Here is a 26,416-nt window from a genome sequence, read left to right as displayed (position 1 = left end):
TTCGCGGGCGACCCTAACGCGGCAATCCTCAGGCGACCAGAGCCTCGGCGCGCTTCAGGTCCACGCTGACCAGCTGGCTGACGCCCTGTTCGACCATCGTGACGCCGAACAGCCGGTCCATCCGCCCCATCGTCACCGCATGGTGGGTGATGATCAGGAATCGCGTCTCGGTCCGGCGGGTCATCTCGTCCAGAAGGTCGCAGAAGCGGCTGACATTGGCGTCGTCCAGCGGCGCGTCGACCTCGTCCAGAACGCAGATCGGCGCGGGGTTCGCCAGGAAGACCGCGAAGATCAGCGCCATCGCGGTCAGCGTCTGTTCGCCCCCCGACAGAAGCGACAGCGTCGACAGGCGCTTGCCCGGCGGCTGGCACATGATCTCCAGCCCGGCCTCGAGCGGATCGTCGGATTCGACCATGACCAGGCGGGCCTCGCCCCCGCCGAACAGCGTGGTGAACAGCGTGCCGAAATTGGCGTTCACCGTCTCGAAGGCCGCAAGCAGGCGTTCACGACCCTCTCGGTTCAGGCTGCCGATGCCCGCCCGCAGCTTGCGGATGGCCTCTTCCAGATCGGATTTCTCGGCGGCAAGGCGGTCGCGCTCGGTCTCCAGCTCCTGCTTGTCCTCGTCGGCGCGCAGGTTCACGGCCCCGAGCGCATCGCGGCTGGACCGCAGCTTCGCGATCTGCGCCTCGAGCGTATCCGCCGCCACGTCGTCCGGGATGTCCCCAAGGGCGTCGCGCAGCTCGGCGGGGGTCTTCTCGGTCTCCTCGTGGATGCGCAGGCGGGCGGCCTCTTCCAGATCGCGGGCGGCCTCGGCGCGGGCCTCGCGCGCCGCGCGGGTCTCACGCGCCTCGGATGCGATGCGCTCGGCCTCGCGGGCGGCAAGGGCGGCGCTGCGCGCGGCATCGTCGGCGGCGGCCAGCGCGTCGCGGGCGCGGGTCAGGCGGGTCTCGGCCTCGGCCTCGCGTTCGGCCATGGCGCGGCGACGTTCGGCCAGGATGGCAGGCTGGCTGCGGGCGCCCGCCAGTTCGTCGCGGGCCCCGTCGCGGCGCTGGATCAGTTCGGCAGCGCGGGTGCCTGCCTGCTGCAGGCGCAGACGCCAGCCGGATTCCTCCTTGGCGATCTCCTGCAGGCGCTTCAGGCGGGCATTCGCCTCTCGGCGCAGCTCGTCCAGCGCGGCGCGGCGGGTCATGGTGGCGATCCGCGCGGCCTCGACGCCCGTGCGGGCATGTTCGACGGCATCGGCTGCGGCCCCGCGATCGGGCAGCGCGGCCAGCTGGCCCTCGGCCTCGGTCAGGCGGGCGGTGGCGTCGGCGGCATCGGCGCGGTGGCGGGCCAGTTCGCCGCGCGCGCTTTCGGCGCGGCTGCTGGCCATCGCCAGATCGGATTCGGCGCGGGTCGCGGCGCGGGCGGCCTCGGACAGCAGGCGCTCGGCCTCTCGGCGGGCATCGCGGGCGGATTTCTCGGCCTCGGAGGCTGCCGCCAGTGCGCCGCGCGCATCCTCATGGGTCTCGACCGCCGCATCGACCCGCGCCTGCGCGGCTTCGGCCTGACGCGTGATCTCGGCCAGCTCGTTGACCTTCTGCAGATGCAGCGCGGCGGATGAGGACGCCTCGCCCGCCATGAGGCGCATCCCGTCCCACCGGAACAGATCGCCCGCAGGGGTCACCAGCCGCTGACCGGGCAGCAGGGCGGGCTGCAGCGAAGCGGCACGATCGGCATCGACGGCCAGCCCCGTCTGGGACAGGCGGCGCGCCAGTTCGGGCGGCCCCTGCACATGCGGCGACAGGGGCTGCGCCCCTTCGGGCAGCGGTTGCGGAGCGTCCCAGAAGGGCAGCATGTGCCACCCCGAGCCGTCACCCGTGACGCCCGCGCGCAGATCGTCGCCAAGCGCCGCCCCGAAGGCGGTCTCGTAGCCGCGCGCGACCTCGACGCGGTCCAGCAGCGTGGCACCCCCCTGGCTGCCGCGTTCGACCAGGCGCTTCAGCGCGGCCATCTCGGCGGCAAGGGCACCGGCCTCGCCCTCGGCTTCGGCGCGGGCGGCACGGGCGGCGGCCTCGATCCCCTCGCGGTCGGCGCGGGCCTCCTCGGCGGCGGCAAGCGCCTCTTCCGCGCCTTCGACCCGGTCGCGGGCACGGTCCTGTGCGGCATCTGCCTGTTCCAGCGCCTGCTGCGCATCGGTGCCGGCCGCGGTGGCACGGGTCACGACCTCGGCCGCCTCGGACGCGGCCTTCGTCGCGCGATCGGCCATGGCGCGCAGATCGGCGACCAGCCGTTCGGCGGATTGATGGCGCGCGGCAAGGCGGGCGGATTCGTCGGTCAGCTCGGTCAGCCGCTGCTCGACCTCGTGCAGGGCCTCGGCCGCCTGATCTGCGACCTCGGCCGCGGCATCCAGACGGTCGTCATGGCCAAGGGCGGCCTTTTCCAGCTCGGCCTGTTCCCAGGACAGCCGTTCGACCACCTCGCCCGCGTCGCGGTTGAGCGATTCCTCGCGGTCGATATCGCGTTCCAGCTGGGCGATGCGCGATTCCAGCGCGGCGATGGCCTCGGTCGCGCGGGTTTCGGCGTCCAGCAGCGCGTCACGCTCGACGGTCAGGCGCGACAGGATGGCGGCGGCGATCTGCTCCTCCTCGCGCAGGGGGGGCAGCGATCCTTCGGCGGATGCGCGACGCGCCTCGGCCTCGGTCGCGGCATGGCCGGCCTCGGTCGCGGCGCGGATGGCGGCGGACAGCGCTTCAGAAGCGGCAAGGCGGGCGGCCTCGGCCTCGGACCAGCGCCGGAACAGCAGCACGCCTTCGGCCTGGCGCAGGGCCGCGCCGATCTCTCGGTATTTCGCGGCGGCGCGGGCCTGCCGCGCCAGCGTCGCCGCCTGCGAGGACAGCTGATCCAGCGTATCGTCCAGCCGCGACAGGTTCGTCTCGGCCCCGTTCAGCTTCAGCTCGGCCTCGTGGCGGCGGGCATAGAGCCCCGAGATCCCGGCAGCCTCCTCGAGGATGCGGCGGCGGCTCTTTGGCTTGGCGTTGATCAGTTCGCTGATCTGACCCTGCCGCACCAGCGCCGGGCTGTGCGCCCCGGTCGAGGCATCGGCGAACAGCATCTGCACGTCGCGCGCCCGCACGTCCTTGCCCGCGATCTTGTAGGCGCTGCCCGCGTCGCGGGTGATGCGCCGGGTGATGTCGAAGCCGTCATCGTCGTTGAAGCCCGCGGGCGCCAGCCGGTCGCGGTTGTCCACCGACAGCGACACCTCGGCATGGGCGCGGGCGGGGCGGCGCGCGGTGCCCGCGAAGATCACGTCCTCCATCCCGTCGCCGCGCATGGCAGTCGGGCGGTTCTCGCCCATGACCCACCGCAACGCCTCCAGCAGGTTCGACTTGCCGCAGCCGTTCGGACCCACCACGCCGGTCAGCCCCTCGCGGATCACCAGGTCCGTGGGGTCGACGAAGCTCTTGAAGCCGTTGAGGCGCAGCCGGTCGAAGCGCAATGGTTCCACCTTGGTCGGGATCTGACAGGGATTGTCCCAATCCCGCATCGGCAAGTCAACCGCAACCCCATATCTGGCAGGGTTCGGCGCGATGCCACACAAGATGCACGGGGCTGGCGCAGGGGCCGCCCGCGCAGTATTCAGGGGGCATGATCGCCGGTCTTGCCATCATCCTGTGTTTCCAGCTCGTGGGCGAAGTCGCGACCCGCGCGCTTGGCCTGCCCGTGCCCGGTCCGGTGCTGGGCATGATCCTGATGGTCGTGGCGGGCATGATCCGCCCCGCGCTGATCACCCGCATCCGTCCCGTCGCGCAGGGGCTGCTGGCGAACCTGTCGCTGTTCTTCGTGCCCGCGGGCGTCGGCGTCGTGGCCCATGTCGCGCTGATCCGCGAACAGGGCATCGCACTGGCGCTGGCCATCACGCTGTCCACGCTGCTGGCCATCGGCATCGGGGCGCTGGTCTTTCAATGGGTGTCGCGCCTGACCGGAACGACCGATCCAAATGCACTGAAATCCGGGCGGGGAACGCGATGATCTGGTCCTATCTGACGCAGGAACCCCTGATCTGGCTGACCGCCACGCTTCTGGCCTATCTGGCCGGAACGGCCTGCGCGCGCGCCACCGGGGGCCAGAGCTGGGCGAACCCGGTGATGATCGCCGTGATCCTTCTGGGCGCGCTTTTGTCGCTGACGGGCACCGATTACGCGACCTATTTCGAGGGGGCGCAATTCGTGCATTTCATGCTGGGCCCCGCGACGGTCGCATTGGGGCTGCCGCTTCTGGACAACCTGCACCGCCTGCGCCGCGCGGCCCTGCCGATGATCGCGGCGCTGCTGGCGGGGTCGGGCACGGCGGTGATCAGCGCGCTGGCCATCGCCCATGCGATGGGGGTCGAAGGCACGGTGCTGGCATCGCTGGCGCCGAAATCGACCACCGCCCCAGTCGCCATCGGCATCGCCGAACGTCTGGGCGGCCAGCCCACGCTGACCGCCGTGATGGTCCTGCTGACCGGCATCTTCGGCGCGATCGTCGTGACCCCGCTTCTGGACCTGCTGCGCATCCGCGACTGGCGTGCGCGGGGCTTTGCCATCGGCGTCGCCGCGCATGGGATCGGGACCGCGCGGGCCTTTCAGGTGAACCAGACCGCCGGCGCCTTTTCCGGCATCGGCATGGGGCTGAACGCCGTGCTGACGGCGATCATCGCGCCCCTTGTGCTGGCGGCCTTCGGCTGATCACTTGCCGGGGAAGAAGTTGACGTGGACGATGTCCGACGACGCCCCGGTCCCGAGCGGCGCCACGAAGATCACACCCTGCGGCCCCTCGATGGCGATGCCGCCATCCGGATAATCGCCGAAGCCCGGCTCGGCCAGCAGCGCATCGGCATCGCCGCCCGCAAGGCGCAATGCGATGGCCTTGGAGGTCTGCAGCGGATCGCCCGCGTTCGTCACGATGATCGAGCAGTGATCCGCGATCCCGTCGAAGCCCATCTTGACCGAACCGTTGATCCGATCCGGGCCGGTGAAGCTGCCATAGACGAGCCCGCCTGAATCGGTGACCTGCGGATTGCCGAAATCGCCCGATGCCTCGAAGGCCTGCAGCGATGCCCGCAGGTCGCCGCCCCCCATGCAGATGTCCTGGAAATACCCGACCGCCGCATCCAGCCGCGCATCGGAAGGCTGCGCCGCCGCTGCGGTGCCGACACCCAGGCCGCAGCTTGCCGCGACCACGAGGGACATGAATTTTTTCATCTGGTTTCCTATCCTTGCCGGTTGCATCGACACCGGGCCTACGCCCGGCGACGGGGGCATTCAACCGGGCCGCCCCTGCCATGGCGGTTTCGTGCCGGAACGGGTCACTTCGCCTTCGGCCGGAACGCCTCGATGCGGGCGGGGTCGGTCTCGATCCGCGCGGCGCCCAGCAGGTCCAGGCAATAGGGAACGGCGGCAAAGACCGCGTCGAGGCAGGTCGCGATGGCCGAGGGCTTGCCGGGGATGGTGATGATCAGCGTCCGGCCGCGGCTGACGGCGGTCTGGCGCGACAGGATCGCGGTCGGCACCTCGCGCAGGCTGGCACGGCGCATCTCCTCGCCAAAGCCCGGATATTCGCGTTCGGCCACGTCGGACACCGCCTCGGGGGTCAGATCGCGCGGCGCGGGGCCGGTGCCGCCGGTGACAAGGATCAGGTCCGCCCCGCCATCGGCCAGTTCGCGCAACTTGTCGGCCACGACCTCTCGTCCATCAGGGACGATATGGCGGTCGATTACCATGTCCGAGGTGATCACCCCGCGCAGCCAGGCCTCGGCCCCTGGACCGCCCTTGTCCTCGTATTCGCCGCTGGCGGCGCGGTCGCTGACGGTCAGGATGGCGATGCGGGCGGGACGGGTCATGGGGCGGCCTTTCGATGATGCGCGGTCAATCTGGCGGGGCGCGGCGCAAAAGGAAACCCCGCCGGACGGATGTCCGACGGGGCTGCGGAAACGCGTTTCGCGGCGCTTACTTGAAGCGGGCGTTGCGGTTGGCGATCAGCTTCAGGCGCAGCGCGTTCAGGCGGATGAAGCCTGCCGCGTCCTTCTGGTCGTATGCGCCGGCGTCATCTTCGAAGGTCACATGCGCCTCGGAATACAGCGAGTGATCCGACCAGCGACCCACGCAGGTCGCGCTGCCCTTGTAGAGCTTCAGACGCACCGTGCCGCTGACATGTTCCTGGCTCTTGTCGATGGCCGCCTGCAGCATCTCGCGCTCGGGGCTGAACCAGAAGCCGTTATAGATCAGCTCGGCATAGCGGGGCATCAGGCTGTCCTTGAGGTGGCCCGCGCCGCTGTCCAGGGTGATCTGCTCGATCCCGCGATGGGCCTCCAGCAGGACGGTGCCGCCGGGGGTCTCGTAGATGCCGCGCGACTTCATGCCGACGAAGCGGTTTTCCACGAAGTCCAGGCGACCGATGCCGTGCTTGCCGCCCAGCTCGTTCAGCTTGGTCAGGATCGTGGCGGGCGACATCGCCTCGCCGTTGATCGCGACCGCATCGCCCTTCTCGAAGGTCACTTCGATGAATTCGGGCGTCTCGGGGGCGTCCTCGGGGGCGACGGTGCGCTGATAGACGTATTCGGGCGCGGCATCGGCGGGGTTCTCCAGCGCCTTGCCCTCACTGCTGGTGTGCAGCAGGTTCGCGTCGACGCTGAAGGGGGCCTCGCCGCGCTTGTCCTTGGCGATCGGGATCTGGTTCTGCTCGGCGAACTCGATCAGCTTGGTGCGGCTGGTCAGGTCCCATTCGCGCCAGGGTGCGATGACCTTGATCGACGGGTCCAGCGCATAGGCCGACAGTTCGAACCGGACCTGGTCGTTGCCCTTGCCGGTCGCGCCATGCGCCACCGCATCCGCGCCGTGCTGCTGCGCCAGTTCGACCAGCCGCTTGGAGATCAGCGGCCGCGCGATCGAGGTGCCCAGCAGATACAGCCCCTCATAGAGCGCATTGGCGCGGAACATCGGGAAGACGAAATCGCGCACGAATTCCTCGCGCAGATCCTCGATATGGATGTTCTCGGGGGCGATGCCCAGCAGTTCCGCCTTGGCACGGGCAGGCTCCAGTTCCTCGCCCTGGCCCAGATCGGCGGTGAAGGTCACGACCTCGCAGCCATACTCGGTCTGGAGCCATTTGAGGATGATCGAGGTGTCCAGCCCACCGGAATAGGCAAGGACGACTTTTTTCGGCGCGTCGGTCATGCGGTTAACCCTTCAACGAATTTTGGCAGGGAATACGGCGTTCGGTTCATTGTCACAAGGGTTGCGGCGCGAATAGGGTGCATCTGCCTGAATAGGGATCATTTCCATGCTTTCATTTCGCCTGCTGCGCCATGCGGTGCTGATGCTGTTCCACGATCCGCGCGCCACGCTGAACGTCGCCTGGCCGCTGCTTGCCGCGATGGCGCTGACGACGCTGCTGTCGGTGATCGCGACCCCGCATGTGCCGGGGGCGATGATGGGACCGATGGGGATGTCGCCCGCCATCGTGCTGATCCTGGCCGCCGGGAATACCGCCATCTTCCTTGCCACGGCGGTCGCGTGGCATCGCCACGTCCTGCGGGGCGACGCGCCGCGCATCGTCGCACCCGGCCGCCTGCGCCAGATGCTGACCTATGCGGGTACGGGGATCGTCATTGCCCTGATCATCATGGTCCCGGTGTTCCTCGGGATGGCGATCATGTCGCTGACGATGGGCGGGATGGGCATGGGCATGGGCCGCGCCGTCTTCGCGATGGCGACGATGATCGTGCTGATGGTGCTGTTCATGGCCCTGGGACTGCGGCTGCTGACCGCCCTGCCCGGTGCCGCGCTGCGCGAGCCCGCGCCGATCCGGCGGGCGTGGCGGGCCACCGGCGGGCAATGGCGCTGCTTCCTGTCGCTGGCGGTGATGATCTTCGTGCTGCAATCGCTGCCCTCGCTCGTTCCGGCCGCGATCGCCTCGGTCACATATTCCGCGCTGCTTGCGGGCATCGTCGCGGTGCTGATGTCCTGGGCCTGGGCGCTGGCCGGGCTGTCGCTGGCCACCACGCTCTGGGGGCACATGGTCGAGGGGCGCGATCTGCGCTGAGCCCTTGCCAATCGGATGCTTTCGCGGCATGGCCATGGCCATGGAAAATTTTGTCGCCTCCGTCCAGCATGCCGAGGCCGCGCTTCGCGACCTGTTCGAGCCCACGCCCCTGCAGCGCAACGACCACCTGTCGGCGAAATACGGCGCCGACATCTGGCTCAAGCGCGAGGATCTGACCCCCGTGCGCAGCTACAAGCTGCGTGGCGCCTACAATGCCATGCGCAAGCTGGTGACGCCCGGCACGCGCGGACATTTCGTCTGCGCCAGTGCGGGCAACCACGCGCAGGGCGTGGCCTATGCCTGCCGTCATTTCGGCGCGAAGGGCACGATCTTCATGCCCGTCACCACGCCCCAGCAGAAGATCCAGAAGACCCGCGTCTTCGGCGGCGACGCCATCGAGATCGTGCTGACCGGCGATTACTTCGACCAGACGCTGGCCGCCGCGCAGGCCTTCTGCGCCGAACAGGGTGCGGCCTTCCTGTCGCCCTTCGACGCCCCCGACGTGATCGAGGGTCAGGCCACCGTCGGCATGGAGATGCTGGACCAGCTGGGCTGCGCCCCCGATCTGGTCGTGCTGCCGGTGGGCGGTGGCGGCCTTGCATCGGGTGTCACGCGTTATCTGCGCGGGCTGGCCCCCGATACCGAGTTCGCCTTTGCCGAGCCCCTGGGCGGGGCCAGCCTGCAGGCCGCGCTGCAATCGGGCGCGCCCGTGGCCCTGCCCGCGGTGGACAGCTTCGTCGACGGCGCGGCGGTCGCGCGCATCGGCGCCCTGCCCTTCGAGCATCTGTCGCGCTTTTCGGCCGATCAGGTGCATCTGGCCCCCGAGGACCGGATCTGCGGCACCATGCTGGAGATGCTGAACGCCGAGGGCATCGTCCTGGAACCGGCGGGCGCGTTGGCGCTGGACGTGCTTGCGGATCTGGGCGACCTGACCGGCAAGACCGTGGTCGTCGTCTGTTCGGGCGGCAATTTCGACTTCGAGCGCCTGCCCGAGGTCAAGGAACGCGCGCAGCGCTTTTCTGGGTTGAAGAAGTATTTCGTCCTGCGCATGCCGCAGCGCCCCGGCGCGCTGCGCGACCTGCTGCAGCTGCTGGGTCCCGAGGACGATATCGCGCGGTTCGAATACCTGAAGAAATCGGCGCGCAATTTCGGCTCGGTCCTGATCGGGATCGAGACGACGGCCCCCGCCAACCTGACCGCGCTGATGCAGCGACTGACCGAGGGCGGGTTCAATTTCCGCGACATCACCAATGACGGAATCTTGGCCGAACTGCTGGTCTGACCCATCCCCGGGTTCCGGCGGTGCATCCCGCGCTGCCGGAACCCACGCCCTTTACGGCTTCTTTACGGCCTGCCCGCTAGGGTCCGCGTTATGAAAGCCGCGAATCGCCCCCGCCCCTCGGATGCCGACACCACCGCCCACAGGCCGCGCCACGCGCTGCTGGCGGGGCCTGCGGATGCGTGCCGCGACAGCTTGCAGGCCATGCTTCAGCAGGCGGGGCTGGAATGTACGGCCGCCGCCACCGGGGCCGACGCGATCGTCCAGATCACCGCGCGCCATCCCGACCTGTTGCTGTCATCGGCGCAACTGCCCGACATGACCGGATTGGACCTGTGCCGGCAGTTCCGTGCGCATCCGGGGCCGCATTCGGGGTATTTCCTGCTGCTGACATCGGATCGCGGCGACAAGGGAATGGCGGCGGGGCTGGCGGCGGGGGTCGATGACTTCCTGTCGCTGCCGGTCGCCCGCCCGGAACTGATGGCACGCCTTGCGGCCGCCGAACGCATGCGCAGGACGGAAGACGACCTGCGCGCCAGCAATGCGCGCCTTCGCACCGCGATGGCGCAGCTGTCGGAAACCCAGGCCGCGATGGAGCGCGACCTGCGCGAGGCCCGCAAGCTGCAGCAGGGGCTGGTGCGCGAAAGATCGGGGCGTTTCGGTCAGCTGGACATCAGCCTGCTGCTGCGGCCCGCGGGGCATATCGGCGGCGATCTGGTGGGCTTCTTTCCGATCTCGGGGGATTGGCTGGGGATCTATGCGCTGGACGTGTCGGGGCATGGCGTGACGGCGGCGCTGCTGACCGCGCAGCTTTCGGTGCATCTGTCCAGCTCGTCCGATCTGAACGTCGCGCTTCGGGCGGCGCAGGGCGGGATCGATCCGCGCGGTCCAGGCGCGCTGGCGCATTTCTTCAACGGCATGATGCTCGAGGAGATGAACACCGACAGCTACTTCACCATGATCTATGCCGAGATGAACCACAGCACAGGGCAGCTGCGCATGGTTCAGGCGGGCCACCCCCACCCCGTGCTGCAGCGCGCGGATGGCAGCATCGAACATCTGGGCAGGGGCGGCATGCCCATCGGCGTCTTCGAACGCCCCATCTTCGACGAACTGGAATTGCAGCTGAAGCCCGGCGACCGGCTGCTGATCACCTCGGACGGCGTGACCGAGGCCGCGACCCCGAACGGCACCCAGCTGGGCGACGAGGGGCTCGAGGCGATCCTGCGCACCAACGCCTTCCTGTCGGGGCATGCCTTCCTCGAATCCATGGCCTGGTCGGTATCGGAATACAGCCGCGGCGAAAGACTGGACGACGTCTCGGCCGTCCTGATCGAGATGCGCAACGATGCGCGGCTCGTCCAGCTCAGCGCCCGCCCAACCACGAGCTGAGCGCGGCCAGCGATCCCGCATCCTCGATCAGTGCCAGCGCCTCGGACGGGGTGACCCAATGCGCGCTGTGTCCCGGTTCGGTCGGGGGGCCCAGCAGCAGCGTCGGACGGGCGACCCAGATCTCGCAGCGCTTTTCGGCGTGATGGCCCAGTTCCGGCATGTTGCAGAACCGCCGATAGGCCCCGATCCGCTGCGCCTGCCCGATCCGCCAGCCGGTTTCCTCGTAGACCTCGCGATGCAGCGCGCGGATGGGGGATTCGCCCGGATCGATCCCGCCGCCGGGCAGCTGGAATTCGGGTTCGGGCCGACGCTGGAAGGTCAGCAGGATGCGGCCGTCGCGCCACAGGATGGCATAGGCACCCGCCCGCCGCCGATAGGCGTGGCGTGGGCTTGGCGGCTGTCCGAAACGCGGGATCATGGCTGTTTCCCCAATAGGTCCGATATGCGCGACGGTGATACCGCGCATGCCCCTGCGGTAAAAGGCGGCCCCTTGGGATCGTCGCGAAATCGCCTATATTGGGCCCCGACCCGGCGCTTGGCGCCCAGGAAGAGAATTCAAGGAAGCCCCATGAACAAGATCAACCAGATTGCCTGGGACGATACGGTCCTGCCGTTCCAGCTGGACCGTTCGGACATCCGCGGCCGCGTGGCCCGGCTGGACGGCGTTCTGGACCATATCCTGACCCGCCACGACTATCCCGCGCCCGTCGCCGCCATGGTGGCCGAGATCGCGCTGCTGACCGCGCTGATCGGCCCGACGATGAAGCTGCGCTGGAAGCTAAGCCTGCAGGTCCGTGGCACGGGCGCGATCCGCACATTGGCGGCCGATTACTTCGCCCCCGAGGCCGAAGGCGCGCCCGCCCGCATCCGTGCCTGGGCCAGCTTCGATGCCGAGCGGCTGGATTCCTCGAAGCCCTTCGACCAGATCGGCGACGGGTATTTCGCGATCCTGATCGACCAGGGCCAGGGCAGCACGCCCTATCAGGGGATCACCCCGATTGCGGGCGGATCGCTGTCGGCCTGCGCGCAGACCTATTTCGCGCAGTCCGAACAGCTGCCGACGCGGTTCCACCTGGCGTCGGGGCATTCGCACCTGCCCGGTTCGGGTCCGCAATGGCGCGCGGGCGGCATGATGCTGCAGACCCTGCCGGGCCAGCCCCAGCAGGCGGGCGATGGCGGCAGCGGACAGGACGGCCTGATCGAGGCCGCCGATATCCTGCAAGGTGCCGAATCCGAGAACTGGAACCGCGCCAACATGCTGCTGGACACTGTCGAGACGCTGGAACTGATCGGCCCCGCGGTCGGACCCACGGACCTTCTGGTGCGCCTGTTCCACGAGGAGACCCCGCGCGCCTATGACGCCCAGCCGGTCGAGTTCGGCTGTTCGTGCAGCGCGGACCGGGTTCGCGGGACGCTGTCGATCTATTCGGCCAAGGACATCCAGCACATGACCACCGATGACGGCAAGGTCACGGCCGATTGCCAGTTCTGCGGCGCGCATTACGAATTCGATCCGCTAAGCCTGGGCTTCGAGGCGACGGTGGACGAGAACGGCAACCCGCTGGACCCCAAGGGGGATCAGTGATCCGCGACTGGTCCGGCGACAGGCTGCGCCGGGCCCTTGCCGCACCGGGACATGCCAGTTCGGATTACGACCTGAACCCCGGTGCCACCCCGCCCGACGCAACGCTGCGCCGGGCGGGCGTTCTTGCCGCATTCCATGCCGATGACGGGCGGCTGGTCCTGACCAAGCGTGCATCGGGTCTGCGCCATCATCCCGGTCAGATCGCCCTGCCCGGCGGCAAGGTCGATCCGGGCGACGCGGACGAGACCGCCGCCGCCCTCCGCGAGGCCCGGGAAGAGGTCGGGCTGGACCCCGCATCGGTGACATTGCTGGGCTGCCTGCCGGTGCACCGCACCGTCACGGGCTTTGCCGTCACCCCGGTCGTCGGACTGATCACCGGCCCCTTCGATCCGCGCCCCGAACCCGGAGAGGTGCAGGAGGTCTTCACCCTGCCCTTCGCCCATGTCGCGGACCCCGCACGCTATGTCACCCATCGCCGCCGCTGGCGCGGGGGGTGGCGGGCCTATCAGGCGGCGCCCTTCGGGCCGTATTACCTGTGGGGCGCGACGGCGCGCATCCTCTTCGGTTTGGCCGAGAGGTTGGCGCGATGACGCGGATGCCCGATGCCGTCATGGACGATCCCGACCTGCGGCGCGTGTTCGCGGCGCTGAGTGTCGATGGTGCGCGGGCCTGGCTGGTCGGCGGGGCGGTGCGCAATGCGCTGCTGGGCCAGCCGGTCGACGATATCGACATCGCGACCGACGCACATCCCGACCGGGTGATGGCCTTGGCGGCCGATGCCGGCCTGAAGGCCGTGCCCACGGGGATCGACCACGGTACCGTGACGCTGGTCGCGGGCGGCAAGGGATACGAGGTCACGACCCTGCGCCGCGATGTGGAAACCGACGGTCGCCATGCCGTCGTCAGCTTCTCGGACGATCTGGCCGAGGATGCGGCGCGGCGCGATTTCACGATGAACGCGCTCTATGCCGGGGCCGACGGGGTGGTGCTGGACCCAATGGGCGGACTGCCCGACCTGGCGGCGCGGCGGCTGCGCTTCGTGGGCGATCCCGAACGCCGCATTGCCGAGGATTACCTGCGCATCCTGCGATTCTTCCGCTTTCTGGCCTGGTATGGCGACGATGCCGACCCGCAGGCCGTCGATGCCTGCGCCGCGCTAGCATGCGGGCTGGACCGCATCGCCCGCGAACGCATCGGGGCGGAAATGCGCAAGCTGCTGGCCGCACCCGATCCGCGCGCCTCGGTCGAACTGATGGCGCAGAGGGGCGTGCTGGCCCATCTGCTGCCCGGCGCGGACGCCCCGGCGCTGGACAGGCTGATCGCGACCGAGATCGCGCTTGGCGAACCGCCCCGTTGGCCACGCCGCCTGGCCGCGCTGGATGCCCCCGACGCTGCCGAAGCGCTGCGCCTGTCGCGCCAGGAAACCCGCCATCAGCAATCGCTGCGCGACGCCCGAGGCTGGTCGCTGAACGAGGCCGGTTACCGGCTGGACCCGGTCGCCGCCCGCGACCATGCGGTCCTTGTGGCCGCAAGCGGCGCGTCCCTTCCCCCCGATTGGCGCGCGCGCCTGCAGCGGGCGCATGCCGCACGCCTGCCCATTTCCGCGGGCGATCTGCCCGGATTGCAGGGCCCCGCCATCGGGCGCGGATTGCGCGCGGCGGAAACCGCCTGGATCGCTTCGGGTTTCGTCATGCCTGCCCCCGCCCTCATCGATACCGCCATCGCCGCAGCCGAGGATACCGCATGAACCTTCACGCCCGCATGGGTCGCATGGTCGACGCCTTCCGTCCCGCAGACGGCCCCCCGCCCCGCACGCTGCTGGCCTTCTTCCGCTGGTGCCTGTCGGGCGCGTGGAAGGGCCTGGGCTTCGCCGCCGTCGCATCGGCACTGGGCGGGCTTGCCGATGTCATCTCGGCCATGCTGCTGGGGCTGGTGGTGGATGCGGTGACCGGCAGCACGCCGGGCAGCTTCTGGGCCGACAACTGGGTGGCCATGGCCGTCTTCGTGGGCTTCTTCCTGCTGCTGCGCCCCGCGATCTTCGGGCTGTCCACCGCCAGCAGCAACGTGATCGTCACGCCGAACATCCTGCCGCTGGTCCTGTCGCGGCTGCATCGCTGGACGATGGGACAATCCGTCACCTTCTTCGACAACGACTTCGCGGGACGGCTGGCGCAGAAACAGATGCAGACCGCGCGCGCCGTCACCGATGTCGCCTCTGAACTGGTGAACGTGGTGGCCTTCGCGTTGGCTTCGGTGCTGGGATCGGCGGCCTTCCTGATTTCCGTCGACGGGTGGGGCGCACTGGCGCTGGTCGTGTGGTTCGGGACCTATCTGGGCCTGATCCGCTTCTTCCTGCCGCGCATCCGGGCGAAATCCGGTGCGCGGGCCGCGGCGCGGGCCATGGTCACGGGACAGGTCGTGGATACGATCACCAACATCAAGACTGTCAAGCTGTTCGCCCATGACGACCACGAGGATCAGGCCGCCCTGGGGGCCATGGCGGGGTTCCGCGAACGCGCGCTGGATTTCGGGGTGGTGTCCACCTGGTTCCGGTTCTCGTTAATGTTCGTCGCAGGCATCCTGCCGGTGATCCTGGTCGGCGGATCGGTCATGCTGTGGCATGACGGGCTGGCCAGCGTGGGCGATGTCGCGGCCTCGGGCGCGATCGCGCTGCGCCTGTCGCAGATGACCGGCTGGGTCAGCATGGCGCTGATGGGCATGTGGGGCAATATCGGAGAGATCGAGGACGGGATGAAGACCCTGTCCCCGCCCCATGCCCTGGCCGATGCACCCGATGCCGAGGCCATCGGACGGGCCGAGGGTCGGGTCGAATTCGACCGCGTGGGCTTTGCCTATGGCAGGCAGGCAAGCGGGCTGCAGGACCTGGACCTGACCATCGAACCCGGCCAGAAGATCGGCATCGTGGGCGCTTCGGGGGCCGGGAAATCGACCCTCGTGGCGCTGCTGCTGCGGCTCTATGATGTGGAGACCGGGGCGATCAGGCTGGACGGGCGCGACCTGCGCCGCATCACCCAGGACAGCCTGCGCCGCCAGATCGCGATGGTCACGCAGGAAACCGCGATGTTCAACCGATCGGCCCGCGACAACATCCTCTATGGCCGTCCGGGCGCATCGCAGGACGACATCGTCGCCGCCGCCAGGGCCGCCGAGGCGCATGACTTCATCCTGGGGCTGGAGGATCACGCCGGCCGCAAGGGATACGACGCGCATCTGGGCGAACGCGGGGTCAAGCTGTCGGGCGGGCAGCGCCAGCGCATCGCCATCGCCCGTGCCTTCCTGAAGGACGCCCCGATCCTGGTCCTGGACGAGGCGACCAGCGCATTGGACAGCGAGGTCGAGGCCCAGGTGCAGGACGCCCTGACCCGCGCCATGCAGGGCAAGACGGTGCTGGCCATCGCGCACCGCCTGTCCACCATCGCGGAACTGGACCGGATCGTGGTGCTGGATGGCGGCCGCATCGTCGAACAGGGCAGCCACGATCAGCTGCTGGCGCAGAACGGTCTTTACGCGCGCTACTGGAACCGGCAATCGGGCGGCTTCCTGGGCACCGAGGAGGCGGCCGAATGAACTGGACGATCGAACGGCTGGGCCGTCGCGGCGACGGCGTGGCCCTTCGCGAAGACGAACGCGCGCTGGCCCCCCTGACCCTGCCGGGCGAGGAGATCGCAGGCGAGGCCATCGAGGGACGGATCGCGCAGCCGAAGATCGTTACACCTTCGCCGGATCGGGTGCGCCCGATCTGTGCGCATTACCGCGCCTGCGGGGGATGTTCGCTGATGCATGCCTCCGAAGGCTTCACCGCCGAATGGAAGGCGCAGGTGGTCGCCGCCGCGCTTGCCGCCCACGGGATCGAGACGCAGGTGGACGGGGTCGATACCTCGCCGCTGAATTCCCGCAGGCGGGCCGTCCTGTCGGGCAAGCGCACGAAGAAGGGCGCGCTTCTGGGATTCCACGCCCGCGCATCGGGGGTGATCGTGGACATGGCCGAATGCCATATCCTGCACCCCGCCATCGTCGCCGCCCTTCCGCTGCTGCGCCGCCTGGTCGTGACCGGGGCCTCGCGTCAGGCGGAACTGTCGCTGACGGTGATCCACACCCCCGAGGGGCTGGACGTGACGGTTGCCGGCGGCAAGCCGATGGACCCGCCGCTGTTCGCGGCACTGGCGGCACTGGCCGAGGAGGGCGATCTTGCGCGGCTGACATGGGACGGCGAATCCATCACCCGCCGCGCGCCCGCCCTGCCGATGGGCCGCACGCGCATGGTCCCCCCGCCCGCAGCCTTCCTGCAGGCCACCGCCCAGGGCGAGGCCGCACTGCTGTCCGAGGTCCGGCGGATCACCAGGGACGCGCAGCGGATCGCGGATCTGTTCGCAGGATGCGGGACCTTCACCCTGCCCCTGGCCGAGGGATCCGAGGTGCATGCGGTCGAGGGCATGGCCGAACCCTTGCATGCGCTTGATTCGGCATGGCGGTCCGGGCAAGGCCTGCGAAAGGTCACGACCGAGATCCGCGACCTTGCAAGACGGCCGCTTCTGGCCGACGAACTTGCGCAATTTGACGCGATCGTGATCGATCCGCCACGCGCGGGTGCGGCGGCGCAGGTGGCCCGCATCGCCGAGGCACGCGTCCCCCTGCTGGCCTTCGTTGCCTGCGATCCGGTCAATTTTGCCAAGGATGCGCGTATCTTGGCCGATGCGGGCTACCAGATCGAATCGCTGCGGGTCGTGGACCAGTTCCGCTTTTCGCCACATGTCGAAATTGTCGCGCAATTCACACTGGCTTAACCCCCCGCTAGGCATGATACGGCAGGCTGTGGTATCCCAAATGAACAACCAACAAAAACACGTGTCAGAGGCAGTGATGAGCAAAACGACTCGTCGGAGTTTCACCTTGTCCGCGCTTGCGCTGCTGGCCGCTTGCGGCAAGCCGCAAGAGCCGAGCAAGTTCCAGAGATACTCCGGTCCCGCGGTGACGCAGATCAACGTGAACAAGGGGGCGCGCAAGCTGTACCTCGTCAGCGGCAACACCGTGGTGAAGTCCTACGATGTCAGCCTCGGGTTCGCGCCGGTCGGTCACAAGCAGTTCGAGGGCGACGGCAGGACGCCCGAGGGCGTGTATTATATCGACCGCTTCAACCCGCGCAGCGCCTTCCATCTGTCGGTGGGCGTGTCCTATCCGAATGCGCAGGACCGCGCCTATGCCGAGGCCCATGGCCGCAGCCCGGGCGGCGACATCTTCATCCATGGCCGCGGCCCCGACGGGAACAACCTGTTCCCCCGTCGCCGCGACTGGACGGCGGGCTGCATCTCGGTCACCGACGAGGAGATCGAGGAGATCTATGCCATGGTCCCGCCGGGCATCCCGATCGTGATCAGCGCCTGATCCCCGTTCCGGCCCCGCCATCCGCGGGGCCTTTCGCTTGGCACGGTCAGCTGCCCGTCAGCAGGACCCACCACAGCTTGCCCGAAGGCTCCTTGTACCAGTCGAAGCCCATCTGCGTGGCGGCGGGATCCATGATCACGTCGCGCGTGTCGCGCGTGCTCATCCAGGCGGACAGGGTCTGGATCTCGTTCTCGTAGCTTTCCGAGATGTTCTCGCCCACCAGATGGCCCTGGTATCCCGCCCGCTGCGCCCGATCCAGCGGCGAGGACCCGTCCGAGCCCCAGTGCCAGGCCCGGTTCTGCGCGGACATGTCCCGTGCATGGGCCAGCGCCGCGGTCTTCAACTGGTCGTTCGGCACCAGCGGCTGCGCCCCGATATTCCCGCGCAACGTGTTGATCTGCTGCAACACCCTACCACCGATCGCAGCCCGGTCATCGACCGGTGCGACGGGGGCCGCGGCGGGTTCGGCGGTCTGCGGCAGGGGCTGCTGACGCAGATATGCCGGGGTGCAGGCCGTGGCCAGCAGCATGCCGATAACGGCGATCGCCTTGATCTGCATAGTTTTCCTCGCGTCCCTCGAGTATTGTCGTTCCGACCATTATCCAATGCGCCCCGCCGCATCAAACGCAACTTCACGTGACGGCGAGCAGAGCCCGAAACCGAAGGGAAGGGTTTGTGGCGAATCGTGTCGCGGTTTATGCTGATCCCCGATCAATCCCGCCCCATCAGAGCGGGGACCAACCCACGGAATTGAGCAGATGAGCAGATCGTCCTTCGACCGCCGTGCCTTTCTCGGCTCGGCCGCCGCGTTCGGCGCCGCCACCCTGGCGGTTCCCGCGCGCGCGCAGCAATACGACCCCTATACCGGACAGCCGCTGCCCGCCGCGCAGGCAGCGCCCGCAGCGCCTTCGAACAGCGGGCCGCAGCACAACATCTCCAGCTTCCGGATGCAGGACTGGCGTCCGCATTTCGAGACGCTGACCAATGGCGCGATCCTGTGCGATCTGACGTCGCGCGCGGTGCATTACTGGTCCGAGGACGGGAACACCTATCGCGTCTATCCCAGCTCGATCCCGGTCAGCGCCGAACTGACCCGCACGGGCCGGACCGAGATCATCAAAAAGGTCGACGGTCCCAGCTGGGCGCCCACCCCCAGCATGAAGGCCAGCAATCCCGAATGGCCCGATTTCGTGCCGCCGGGGCCCGACAACCCGCTTGGCACCCATGCGCTGTGGCTGTCCTGGCAGTATTACCGCATCCACGGCACGCATGACACGCGCAAGATCGGCCGCAAGTCGTCGAACGGCTGCATCGGGCTGTACAACGAACATATTGCCGAGCTGTTCGGCCTGGCAAAACTGGGCACTCAGGTCCTGGTCATGACCTGATCCGTGAGGGGGCGGCAGACATGCCGCCCCTTTCGCATCAGACCCAGCCCTGGATGTTCTCGCGCACGATCTCCAGCATGACGCGGACATGCGCGGGGTCGTCGTTCAGGCAGGGGATGTAGGTGAAGCCGTGGCCGCCGGCCTCCTCGTAGGCCTCGCGGATCTCTCCGTTGATCTCCTCCAGGGTCTCGATGCAGTCCGACGAGAATGCGGGCGAGATGACGGCGATGTCGCCATGCCCTTGCCTCGCAAGTTCGGCGACATGCTCGACCGTGTAGGGGCGCAGCCATTCCTCCTTGCCGAAGACCGACTGGAAGGTCGTGTCGATGACGCCTTCGGGCCAGCCCAGCGCCTCGCGCAGCAGGCGCGACGTCTTCTGGCACTGGCAGTGATAGGGATCGCCCTGCATCAGGTAACGCCTGGGCATCCCGTGATAGGAGGCGACCAGCTTGGACGGAACCCGGTCGCCCAGCGTGCGCCGCACGCTGTCGGCCAGCGCCGCGATATAGTCGGGGCGATCCACATAGGGCTCGCAGGTGCGGATGGCCGGCTGCCAGGTCTGCTCCATCGCAGCACGGAACAGCTGGTCGTTCGCCGTGGCCGAGGTCGGTCCCGCATATTGGGGATAGAGCGGCAGGAACACGATCCGGCGGCACCCCGCCTTCACCATCCGGTCCAGCACGTCATGGGTCGAGGGGTTGCCGTAGCGCATGCAGTAATCGACCATCACCTGATCGCCCCATTCCCCCTGCGCCAGTTCGGCCAGCATCCGGGTCTGGGACTTGGTGATCGTCGCCAGCGGGCTCTCTCCCTCGGCCTCGTTCCAGATCGACTTGTAGTTCTTGCCCGAACTGAAGGGCCGGAAGGTCAGGATGATGCCCTGCAGCAGCGGCTGCCATTTCCAGCGCGGCAGGTCGATCACCCGGCGGTCGGACAGGAATTCGTTCAGGTAGCGCCGCATCGACCAGTAGTCGTAATTGTCCGGCGTCCCCAGGTTCGCGATGAGGATGCCGGTCTTGCCGGGCTTGACGGGGGGGTGATCTGCGGGCGCGTGGGTCGGTTTCATTCGTCGTTCTTCCTGAACTGGTTCAGCGCATCGGCCAGTGATGTCCTGGCCGAGCCGGGCCTGAGGGGTTTCTGCTGGTTCTCGGCTGGGGCCCATCCGGTCAGAAAGACCAGATCGAAGGTGACTGCGACACGGGACGGATCGTCGCGGTCGGCATGGTGTTCGGCCATGATCGCCCCCGCCCGCGCAAAGACCGCGCGCGAGGTTGGACGCCGCAGCCGGGCCTCCATCGCGTTCCCCTCGCCCATGCCGCGAAGATCGCGGCACAGATGCGCGATATCACGATAGCTTGCACGCTGGCTCAGCAGGTCGGCCACCGGCAGCGCCAGCCCGCCCCGTTGCAGCAGGCCGCCCAGATCGCGGATCTCGCCCATGGGCAGGATGCGGGGGGCCAGGCCGCCCGTCACCTCGGCCTCGGCCTGGGCCAGGGCGCCGCGCAGTTCCTGCAGGGTCTGGTTGCCGAAGGCCACGCCCATGAACAGCCCGTCGGGCCGCAGCGCGCGGCGGCACTGCGCGATCTGGCCCACCGGATCGTCGGCCCAGTGCAGCGCCATGGCATGGATCACCAGATCATGCGCGCCGGGCTGCAGATCCAGCAGGGCATCGTCCGCCACGACACGCGCCGCCGGGAAACGCGCCTGCCATATCTCGGGGAAGCCGGTGACGATCGCGATGTCGGTAAAGCTTCTGTTAACCTCGATCAGCCTATCCTCGATCTCGTCGGCGGCGATCTGGTGGAACAGATCGACCATGCCCCGACGCCGCGCGCGGTCGCGTTGGCGCAGCAGGGCGTCTCGGTCGGTCAGGGTCGGGCGGGTCCGGGGATCGGGGATTTTCATGACGCTTCAACATAGGGTGCTTTTGGGGACGGTTAAAGCCGCGCTGGCGCTGATATATCCGCCCCAATGCCTGTCCTGCGGCGCCGCCGTCGCAGCCACCGGCGAGGTGCAGCTGTGCCCCGATTGCTGGCCGGCGGCGGAATTCCTGTGGCGATCGGTCTGCGATTGCTGCGGGGTGCCCCTGCCCGATGACGGATTGACCGAGGCTGCGGGCATCGTCTGCGACGATTGCCTGGCGGCCCCCCGGCCCTGGTCGCGGGGGCGGGCCGCGATGGTCTATGGCGGGACGGCACGGCGGCTGATCCTGTCGCTGAAGCATGGCGACAGGCTGGACATGGTCCCGCCCTTGGCAGGCTGGCTGGCACGGGCGGCGCGCCCCCTGGTCGAACCCGACCAGATCGTCGTGCCCATTCCCATTCATCCGCGCAGGCTGCTGAAGCGCCGCTACAACCAGGCGGCGCAGCTGGCCGCGCGGTTGGCGCGCGAACTGGACCTGCCGCATCACCCGACCATGCTGCGCCGGACGCGCCACACGCAATCGCAGGACCGGCGCGGCAGGCTGGAACGCATCGCCAACCAGACCGACGCCTTCGCCGTCACGCAGGCCCAGGTCGCGGCGCTGCAGGACCGGCCCGTCCTGCTGGTCGATGACGTGATGGCCTCGGGGGGGACGATCTCGGCGGCGGCGCATGCGCTTCTGCAGGCGGGATCGGGACCGGTTTCCGTGGTGGTTCTGGCAAGGTCGCTCAAGGAGCACTAGATAAGGGGGCCAGACAGAAAGGACCGACATGACCCAACCCCGCATCGAGATCTTCACCACCCGCACCTGCCCCTTCTGCATCCGCGCCAAGCAGCTGCTGAACCAGAAGGGCCTGTCCTACGAGGAAACGGATGTCGGCGCCGACCCGTCGCTGCGCGATGCCATGACCAGGCGCGCGGGCAAGCGCAGCGTCCCGCAAATCTTCGTGGGCGATTTCCACGTCGGCGGCTGCGACGAGCTTTACGCGATGGAACGCGCGGGCAAGCTGGACCCGCTGGTCAAGGGCGCGGCCTGATGGCCCCGGCCTCGCTGGTCGTGGGGCTGGTGCAGCTGAATGTCGGGGACGACCCCGAGACGAACCTGCAGACCACGATCCCGCTGATCCGCGAGGCCGCGGCTTCGGGCGCAAGGCTGGTCCTGACGCCCGAGGCCACGAACATCCTGTCTCCATCCCGCGACCGCCAGCGCGCGGTGCTGCAACCCGAGGATCGCGACATCACCCTGCGCGCCCTGCGCCGCGAGGCCCGCGAGGCAGGCATCTGGTTGCTGATCGGATCGCTGGCGCTGGCCACGGACGACCCGGACGGGCGCTTTGCCAATCGCAGCCTGCTGATCGCCCCCGATGGCAGCATCGCGGCGCAATACGACAAGCTGCACATGTTCGACGTCACCATCAGCGACACCGAGAGCTTTCGCGAAAGCGCGGCCTATCGCCCCGGCGACCGGGCCGTCCTTGCACGGGTGGACGACGTGCCGATGGGCATGACCATCTGCTATGATCTGCGTTTCGCCCGGCTGTATCGCAGCCTGGCGCAGGCCGGGGCGCAGCTGCTGACCGTGCCCTCGGCCTTTCACCCCGCCACCGGGCAGGCGCATTGGGAAACGCTGCTGCGTGCCCGCGCGATCGAGACCGGCTGCTTCGTCCTGGCGCCCGCGCAATGCGGCACCCATCCCCGCCCCCACAGCCCCGACCGCGATCCTCGGCGCAGCCACGGGCATTCGCTGGTCGTTGACCCCTGGGGCAGGGTTCTTGCCGATGGCGGCACGGAACCCGGCGTCACGACGGTTTCACTTGACCTTCAGGCGGTTGGCGATGCACGTTCCCGCATCCCGTCCCTTGCACATGACCGCCCCTTCCTGGGGCCCTGAAGGCTTTGATCAGACCTGTGACACGCAATGATGCCGACCATGCGAATGGCGGACTGGCCGCCAGCCTCTTTGCCGAGGTGCTGATCGCGGATCAGTTGTCGCGCAACCTGATTGGCAAGGCGCTGCCCCGCGGGATGCAGATCTCGCATTTCTCGGTGCTGAACCTGCTGGCGCATGTGAACGAGGAACGCACCCCCGCCCAGCTAGCCGAGGCGTTCCACGTCACGCGGGGGGCGATGACGAACACGCTGTCGCGGCTGGAATGGGCGGGCCATGTGCATATCCGCCCCGACTGGGACGATGCGCGGCGCAAGTTCGTGTCGATCAGCCGCACCGGCCGCGAGGCACGCGATCAGGCGATCGCCGCCTTCATGCCGCTGATCGCGGGCGTCGTCCGCGATATCGGTGCCGACCGGGTCCGCAGCGCCCTGCCCGTCCTGCGCGAATTGCGAATCCGGCTGGAGGAGGATCCGCCCAGCGCCGAGGACGCTCAGGGTGCGCGCGACGTCAGCAGGTAGTTCACCGACAGATCGGTCGATGACAGCCGCCAGCCGAAGCTGACGGGATTGAACACCATCCCGCAGCGATCGACGGGCAGCAGACCGCCCCGTTCGGCCATTCCCGCCAGTTCGTCGGGCGTGGGGAAACGCTGCCAGTCATGCGTGCCGCGCGGCAGCCAGCGCATGACCCATTCCGCCCCGACAATCGCGGCAAGGAAGCTTTTGGTGGTGCGGTTCAGCGTGGACAGGATCACCAGCCCGCCGGGACGCACCAGCCTGCGGCAGGTCGCCACGAACTCGGCCGGGTCGGCCACGTGCTCGACGATCTCCAGCGCCAGGACCACGTCGAAGACCTCGCCCGCATCGGCCAGCGCCTCGGCGGTGGTGGCGCGATAGTCGATCTCCAGTCCCTGCGTCTCGGCATGGGCGCGGGCCACGTTGATGTTCAGCTCGGCCGCATCGGCGCCCACCACCGTCGCGCCAAGCCGCGTCATCGGTTCCGCGACAAGCCCGCCGCCGCAGCCGATATCCAGCACGCGCAGCCCGGCAAAGGGACGCGGTTCGCGGCGGTCGCGCCCGAATTCGGCGCCGATCTGGGTGGCGATGTAATCCAGCCGGATCGGGTTCATCAGGTGCAGGGGGCGGAACTTGCCCCTCGGGTCCCACCATTCGGCGGCCATGGCCTCGAACTTGGCGATCTCGGCGGGGTCGATGCTGGCGCTCATGCGGGCGTCCTTCTGGCAGGCGTCGTCTGTCTGTCTTATATAGGGGGCATGGACCGATTGGCAGGACAAATCACCGCGTCACATGGCCGCCTTCACCCGGCGGTCGAACCCTTCGCGCGTCACATGCTGGAGGTGGGCTCTGGCCACACGCTCTATGTCGAGGAATGCGGCAACCCGGCGGGCCGGCCCGTCGTGGTGCTGCATGGCGGACCGGGCGGGGGCTGCAGCCCGTTCATGCGGCGCTTCTTCGATCCCGACCATTACCGGGTCGTGCTGTTCGACCAGCGCGGCTGCGGCAGATCGCGGCCCCAGGCCTCGGTCGAGGCGAACACCACGCCGCATCTGGTCGCCGATATCGAGGCGATTCGCACGCATCTGGGCATCGACCGCTGGCTGCTGTTCGGCGGCAGCTGGGGGGCGACGCTGGCCGTCGCCTATGCCGAGACGCATCCCGACCGCACCACCGGCCTCGTGCTGCGGGGGGTGTTCCTGGGGATGCAGACCGAGCTGGACTGGTTCTATGGCGGCGGCGCGGGGCGGTTCTTCCCCGACCTGTGGGCGCAGTTCCAGGAACCCATCCCCGAGGCCGAGCGCGGCGACATGATCGCGGCCTATCACGCGCGGCTGTTCGATCCCGACACCTCGCGGCAGGCGCGCTTCGCGCAGCCCTGGCTGATGTGGGAAAACGCGCTGGCCGGCCTGCAATCGTCGCCGGGCAGCCATGCCCCCGCCGATTACGCCCGCGCCTTCGCCCGGCTCGAGAATCACTTCTTCAGCAATCGCTGCTTCCTGGATGAAGGGCAGCTTCTGCGCGACCGTCACAGGATCGAACATCTGCCCGCCGTGATCGTGCAGGGCCGCTACGACATGGTCTGCCCGCCGCTCAGCGCGTGGCGGCTGGCCGATGGCTGGGACCGCTGCCAGATGCGCCTGGTGCCCGCATCGGGACATGCCCTGTCCGAACCGCGCATCACCGCGGAACTGGCGGGCGTGATGGACCAGATCCGCGACGATGACCGCACATCACGGGGTGACGAATGAACCTGTTCCTGATCTTCCTGCTGGCCAGCGCCGCCGCCGCCACGACCGGCTTCGTGTTCAGGCCCGGCACCTGGTACGAGGGGCTGGCCAAGCCCGGCTTCACCCCGCCGAACTGGGCGTTTCCCGTGGCCTGGACCGCGATCTACCTGCTGTCGGCCTATGCCGCGTCGCGGGTGGCGCTGCTGCCCGGCGCGGGAATGGCGCTTGCGCTCTGGGCCGCGCAGATCGCGCTCAACACCCTGTGGACGCCCCTGTTCTTCGGGGCGCGGCGCATGGCGCTGGCGATGGTCTGCATCCTGACGCTGCTGGTGACGGTGGCCGCGATGACGCTGGCCTTCTGGCGTCTGGACTGGCTGTCGGGGCTGATGATCCTGCCCTATCTGGCATGGCTTCTGGTGGCCACGGGACTGAACTGGCGGATCTGGCGCGACAACCCCGGCGCCGCCGGGGGCTGATCCGGCTTGCATTCGCGGGCAAGCGGCGCTATATGCCCAGCAAGACAGCGGTGCAGGGGTCCAAACCCTGCCCACCGGAAATTCCGCATGGGGGCCGCTGACGGCCCCTTTTTCATGTCCGAGAGGATCCCATGTCGAACGATCTGCCCGTCTCGAACGACCTTATCGCCAAGACCGCGATCGACCGCCGCCTGGCCGAGATCATCATTCCGGTGATCGAGGATATGGGCTTCGAACTGGTCCGCGTGCGTCTGCAGGGCGGCAAGACGCCGCTGCTGCAGATCATGGCCGACCGCCCCGAGGGCGGCATCAACGTGGACGACTGCGCCGAGATCTCGACCGCGGTCAGCGCCACGCTGGATGTCGAGGACCCGGTCGAGGAGGCCTACAACCTCGAGGTCAGCAGCCCCGGCATCGACCGGCCGCTGACCCGCATGAAGGATTTCGAGACCTTCGAGGGCTACGAGGTCAAGCTGGAGACGAACCAGCAGATCGACGGCCGCAAGCGCTGGAAGGGCATCCTTGCGGGCACCGAGGGCAACGAGGTCCTGATCAATATCGAGGAAGCGGGCGAGACCCACACCATCGGCCTGGACTTCGACTGGCTGTCGGATGCCAAGCTGGTGCTGACCGACGAGCTGATCAAGGAAATGCTTCGTCAGAAGAAGGAAGCGGGCGTCGAGATCGACAATCTGGACGAGACCGCCTTCGACGAGATCGAAACCGACGACCAAGATGGCGCCGACGGCGCCCAGACCAAGGAGTGAGCG

Annotated in this window: 28 protein-coding genes; 19 read left to right on the top strand and 9 right to left on the bottom strand. The window is 68.5% G+C overall.

What is annotated here, in order from left to right; translation table 11 throughout:
- Positions 1–28 precede the first annotated feature (28 nt).
- Positions 29–3,526 (bottom strand): chromosome segregation SMC family protein, encoded by a 3,498-nt coding sequence (locus KO490_RS05245; protein WP_252727018.1) that lies wholly within the window; start codon positions 3,524–3,526, stop codon positions 29–31.
- 101 nt (positions 3,527–3,627) lie between these two features.
- Between KO490_RS05245 and KO490_RS05240 the strand changes: the two genes are divergently transcribed.
- Positions 3,628–4,011, top strand: a complete 384-nt coding sequence (locus tag KO490_RS05240) for a CidA/LrgA family protein (protein WP_216018337.1) — start codon at positions 3,628–3,630, stop codon at positions 4,009–4,011.
- Complete coding sequence (locus tag KO490_RS05235) at positions 4,008–4,709, top strand: LrgB family protein (RefSeq protein ID WP_252727017.1); 702 nt, start codon at positions 4,008–4,010, stop codon at positions 4,707–4,709. Before KO490_RS05240 ends, KO490_RS05235 begins: the two co-directional genes overlap by 4 nt.
- Here the strand turns inward: KO490_RS05235 and KO490_RS05230 are convergent, their stop codons facing one another.
- From KO490_RS05230 to KO490_RS05220, 3 genes are all read right to left on the bottom strand, one after another.
- Entirely contained in the window at positions 4,710–5,225 is a 516-nt protein-coding gene (locus KO490_RS05230; protein ID WP_216018335.1) for a hypothetical protein, read from the bottom strand.
- A 104-nt stretch (positions 5,226–5,329) separates the two neighbouring features.
- A complete protein-coding gene (gene mog / locus KO490_RS05225; protein ID WP_216018334.1) occupies positions 5,330–5,863 on the bottom strand; it encodes a molybdopterin adenylyltransferase in 534 nt (177 codons plus the stop codon).
- Between the two features lie 106 nt (positions 5,864–5,969).
- Positions 5,970–7,196 carry an argininosuccinate synthase gene (locus KO490_RS05220; protein WP_216018333.1) on the bottom strand — a complete coding sequence of 409 codons (1,227 nt, stop codon included), beginning with the start codon at positions 7,194–7,196 and terminating at the stop codon, positions 5,970–5,972.
- 106 nt (positions 7,197–7,302) lie between these two features.
- Here KO490_RS05220 and KO490_RS05215 point away from each other — a divergent pair, with 106 nt between their 5' ends.
- From KO490_RS05215 to KO490_RS05205, 3 genes are all read left to right on the top strand, one after another.
- Positions 7,303–8,064, top strand: a complete 762-nt coding sequence (locus KO490_RS05215; RefSeq protein WP_216018332.1) for a hypothetical protein — start codon at positions 7,303–7,305, stop codon at positions 8,062–8,064.
- Positions 8,065–8,104: 40 nt separating this feature from the next.
- The gene (gene ilvA / locus KO490_RS05210) at positions 8,105–9,346 is read left to right on the top strand and encodes a threonine ammonia-lyase IlvA (protein WP_216018331.1); all 1,242 of its coding nucleotides are present in this window, start codon (positions 8,105–8,107) and stop codon (positions 9,344–9,346) included.
- A 90-nt stretch (positions 9,347–9,436) separates the two neighbouring features.
- On the top strand, positions 9,437–10,735 hold the full coding sequence (locus KO490_RS05205) for a PP2C family protein-serine/threonine phosphatase (RefSeq protein ID WP_216018330.1): 1,299 nt from the start codon (positions 9,437–9,439) through the stop codon (positions 10,733–10,735).
- Here KO490_RS05205 and KO490_RS05200 read toward each other — a convergent pair.
- Positions 10,710–11,153, bottom strand: a complete 444-nt coding sequence (locus KO490_RS05200; protein ID WP_216018329.1) for an NUDIX domain-containing protein — start codon at positions 11,151–11,153, stop codon at positions 10,710–10,712. The genes KO490_RS05205 and KO490_RS05200 overlap by 26 nt on opposite strands.
- A 150-nt stretch (positions 11,154–11,303) precedes the next feature.
- On the opposite strand from KO490_RS05200, the gene KO490_RS05195 reads away from it, so the two are divergent.
- From KO490_RS05195 to KO490_RS05170, 6 genes are all read left to right on the top strand, one after another.
- Entirely contained in the window at positions 11,304–12,320 is a 1,017-nt protein-coding gene (locus KO490_RS05195; RefSeq protein ID WP_216018328.1) for an Hsp33 family molecular chaperone HslO, read from the top strand.
- Positions 12,317–12,910 carry a CoA pyrophosphatase gene (locus KO490_RS05190; protein WP_303462881.1) on the top strand — a complete coding sequence of 198 codons (594 nt, stop codon included), beginning with the start codon at positions 12,317–12,319 and terminating at the stop codon, positions 12,908–12,910. The genes KO490_RS05195 and KO490_RS05190 overlap by 4 nt, the downstream gene beginning before the upstream one ends.
- Positions 12,907–14,067: a CCA tRNA nucleotidyltransferase gene (locus KO490_RS05185; protein WP_216018327.1), complete on the top strand. Its 1,161-nt coding sequence runs from the start codon at positions 12,907–12,909 to the stop codon at positions 14,065–14,067. The genes KO490_RS05190 and KO490_RS05185 overlap by 4 nt, the downstream gene beginning before the upstream one ends.
- Positions 14,064–15,908: an ABC transporter ATP-binding protein gene (locus KO490_RS05180; RefSeq protein WP_216018326.1), complete on the top strand. Its 1,845-nt coding sequence runs from the start codon at positions 14,064–14,066 to the stop codon at positions 15,906–15,908. Before KO490_RS05185 ends, KO490_RS05180 begins: the two co-directional genes overlap by 4 nt.
- Positions 15,905–17,125: a class I SAM-dependent RNA methyltransferase gene (locus KO490_RS05175; RefSeq protein ID WP_216018325.1), complete on the top strand. Its 1,221-nt coding sequence runs from the start codon at positions 15,905–15,907 to the stop codon at positions 17,123–17,125. The genes KO490_RS05180 and KO490_RS05175 overlap by 4 nt, the downstream gene beginning before the upstream one ends.
- Positions 17,126–17,201: 76 nt before the next feature.
- The gene (locus KO490_RS05170; protein WP_216018324.1) at positions 17,202–17,723 is read left to right on the top strand and encodes a murein L,D-transpeptidase family protein; all 522 of its coding nucleotides are present in this window, start codon (positions 17,202–17,204) and stop codon (positions 17,721–17,723) included.
- 46 nt (positions 17,724–17,769) lie between these two features.
- Here KO490_RS05170 and KO490_RS05165 read toward each other — a convergent pair whose 3' ends face one another.
- Positions 17,770–18,282 (bottom strand): CAP domain-containing protein, encoded by a 513-nt coding sequence (locus KO490_RS05165; protein ID WP_216018323.1) that lies wholly within the window; start codon positions 18,280–18,282, stop codon positions 17,770–17,772.
- A gap of 199 nt (positions 18,283–18,481) precedes the next feature.
- On the opposite strand from KO490_RS05165, the gene KO490_RS05160 reads away from it, so the two are divergent.
- A complete protein-coding gene (locus KO490_RS05160) occupies positions 18,482–19,111 on the top strand; it encodes a L,D-transpeptidase (protein WP_216018322.1) in 630 nt (209 codons plus the stop codon).
- A 37-nt stretch (positions 19,112–19,148) separates the two neighbouring features.
- Here KO490_RS05160 and hemH read toward each other — a convergent pair whose 3' ends face one another.
- A complete protein-coding gene (gene hemH / locus KO490_RS05155; protein WP_216018321.1) occupies positions 19,149–20,177 on the bottom strand; it encodes a ferrochelatase in 1,029 nt (342 codons plus the stop codon).
- Entirely contained in the window at positions 20,174–21,016 is an 843-nt protein-coding gene (locus KO490_RS05150) for a methyltransferase domain-containing protein (RefSeq protein WP_216018320.1), read from the bottom strand. The genes hemH and KO490_RS05150 overlap by 4 nt, the downstream gene beginning before the upstream one ends.
- Between KO490_RS05150 and KO490_RS05145 the strand changes: the two genes are divergently transcribed.
- From KO490_RS05145 to KO490_RS05130, 4 genes are read left to right on the top strand one after another with little or no spacing between them, the layout of a single operon-like run.
- Positions 21,015–21,776: a ComF family protein gene (locus KO490_RS05145; protein WP_252727016.1), complete on the top strand. Its 762-nt coding sequence runs from the start codon at positions 21,015–21,017 to the stop codon at positions 21,774–21,776. The two genes, KO490_RS05150 and KO490_RS05145, sit on opposite strands and share 2 nt — an antisense overlap.
- Before the next feature lie 28 nt (positions 21,777–21,804).
- A complete protein-coding gene (gene grxC, locus KO490_RS05140; protein ID WP_216018319.1) occupies positions 21,805–22,071 on the top strand; it encodes a glutaredoxin 3 in 267 nt (88 codons plus the stop codon).
- 14 nt (positions 22,072–22,085) lie between these two features.
- Positions 22,086–22,925 carry a carbon-nitrogen hydrolase family protein gene (locus KO490_RS05135; RefSeq protein WP_216018453.1) on the top strand — a complete coding sequence of 280 codons (840 nt, stop codon included), beginning with the start codon at positions 22,086–22,088 and terminating at the stop codon, positions 22,923–22,925.
- A gap of 17 nt (positions 22,926–22,942) precedes the next feature.
- Positions 22,943–23,443, top strand: coding sequence for a MarR family winged helix-turn-helix transcriptional regulator (locus KO490_RS05130; protein ID WP_216018318.1), 501 nt, complete (start codon positions 22,943–22,945; stop codon positions 23,441–23,443).
- Here the strand turns inward: KO490_RS05130 and ubiG are convergent.
- Entirely contained in the window at positions 23,416–24,150 is a 735-nt protein-coding gene (ubiG, locus tag KO490_RS05125) for a bifunctional 2-polyprenyl-6-hydroxyphenol methylase/3-demethylubiquinol 3-O-methyltransferase UbiG (protein ID WP_216018317.1), read from the bottom strand. The two genes, KO490_RS05130 and ubiG, sit on opposite strands and share 28 nt — an antisense overlap.
- 48 nt (positions 24,151–24,198) lie before the next feature.
- On the opposite strand from ubiG, the gene pip reads away from it, so the two are divergent.
- The 3 genes from pip to rimP all read left to right on the top strand — a co-directional run bounded on the left by pip (position 24,199) and on the right by rimP (position 26,413).
- Complete coding sequence (gene pip / locus KO490_RS05120) at positions 24,199–25,191, top strand: prolyl aminopeptidase (protein WP_216018316.1); 993 nt, start codon at positions 24,199–24,201, stop codon at positions 25,189–25,191.
- Entirely contained in the window at positions 25,188–25,646 is a 459-nt protein-coding gene (locus KO490_RS05115; RefSeq protein WP_216018315.1) for a TspO/MBR family protein, read from the top strand. Before pip ends, KO490_RS05115 begins: the two co-directional genes overlap by 4 nt.
- A 131-nt stretch (positions 25,647–25,777) precedes the next feature.
- Positions 25,778–26,413 carry a ribosome maturation factor RimP gene (rimP, locus tag KO490_RS05110; protein ID WP_216018314.1) on the top strand — a complete coding sequence of 212 codons (636 nt, stop codon included), beginning with the start codon at positions 25,778–25,780 and terminating at the stop codon, positions 26,411–26,413.
- Positions 26,414–26,416: the final 3 nt, after the last annotated feature.

The sequence above is a fragment of the Paracoccus sp. C2R09 genome, from assembly GCF_018860625.1.
Lineage (GTDB): Bacteria > Pseudomonadota > Alphaproteobacteria > Rhodobacterales > Rhodobacteraceae > Paracoccus.
The sequence above is the reverse complement of the archived record's forward strand: the minus strand, read 5'-3'. Positions and strand labels throughout refer to the sequence as shown.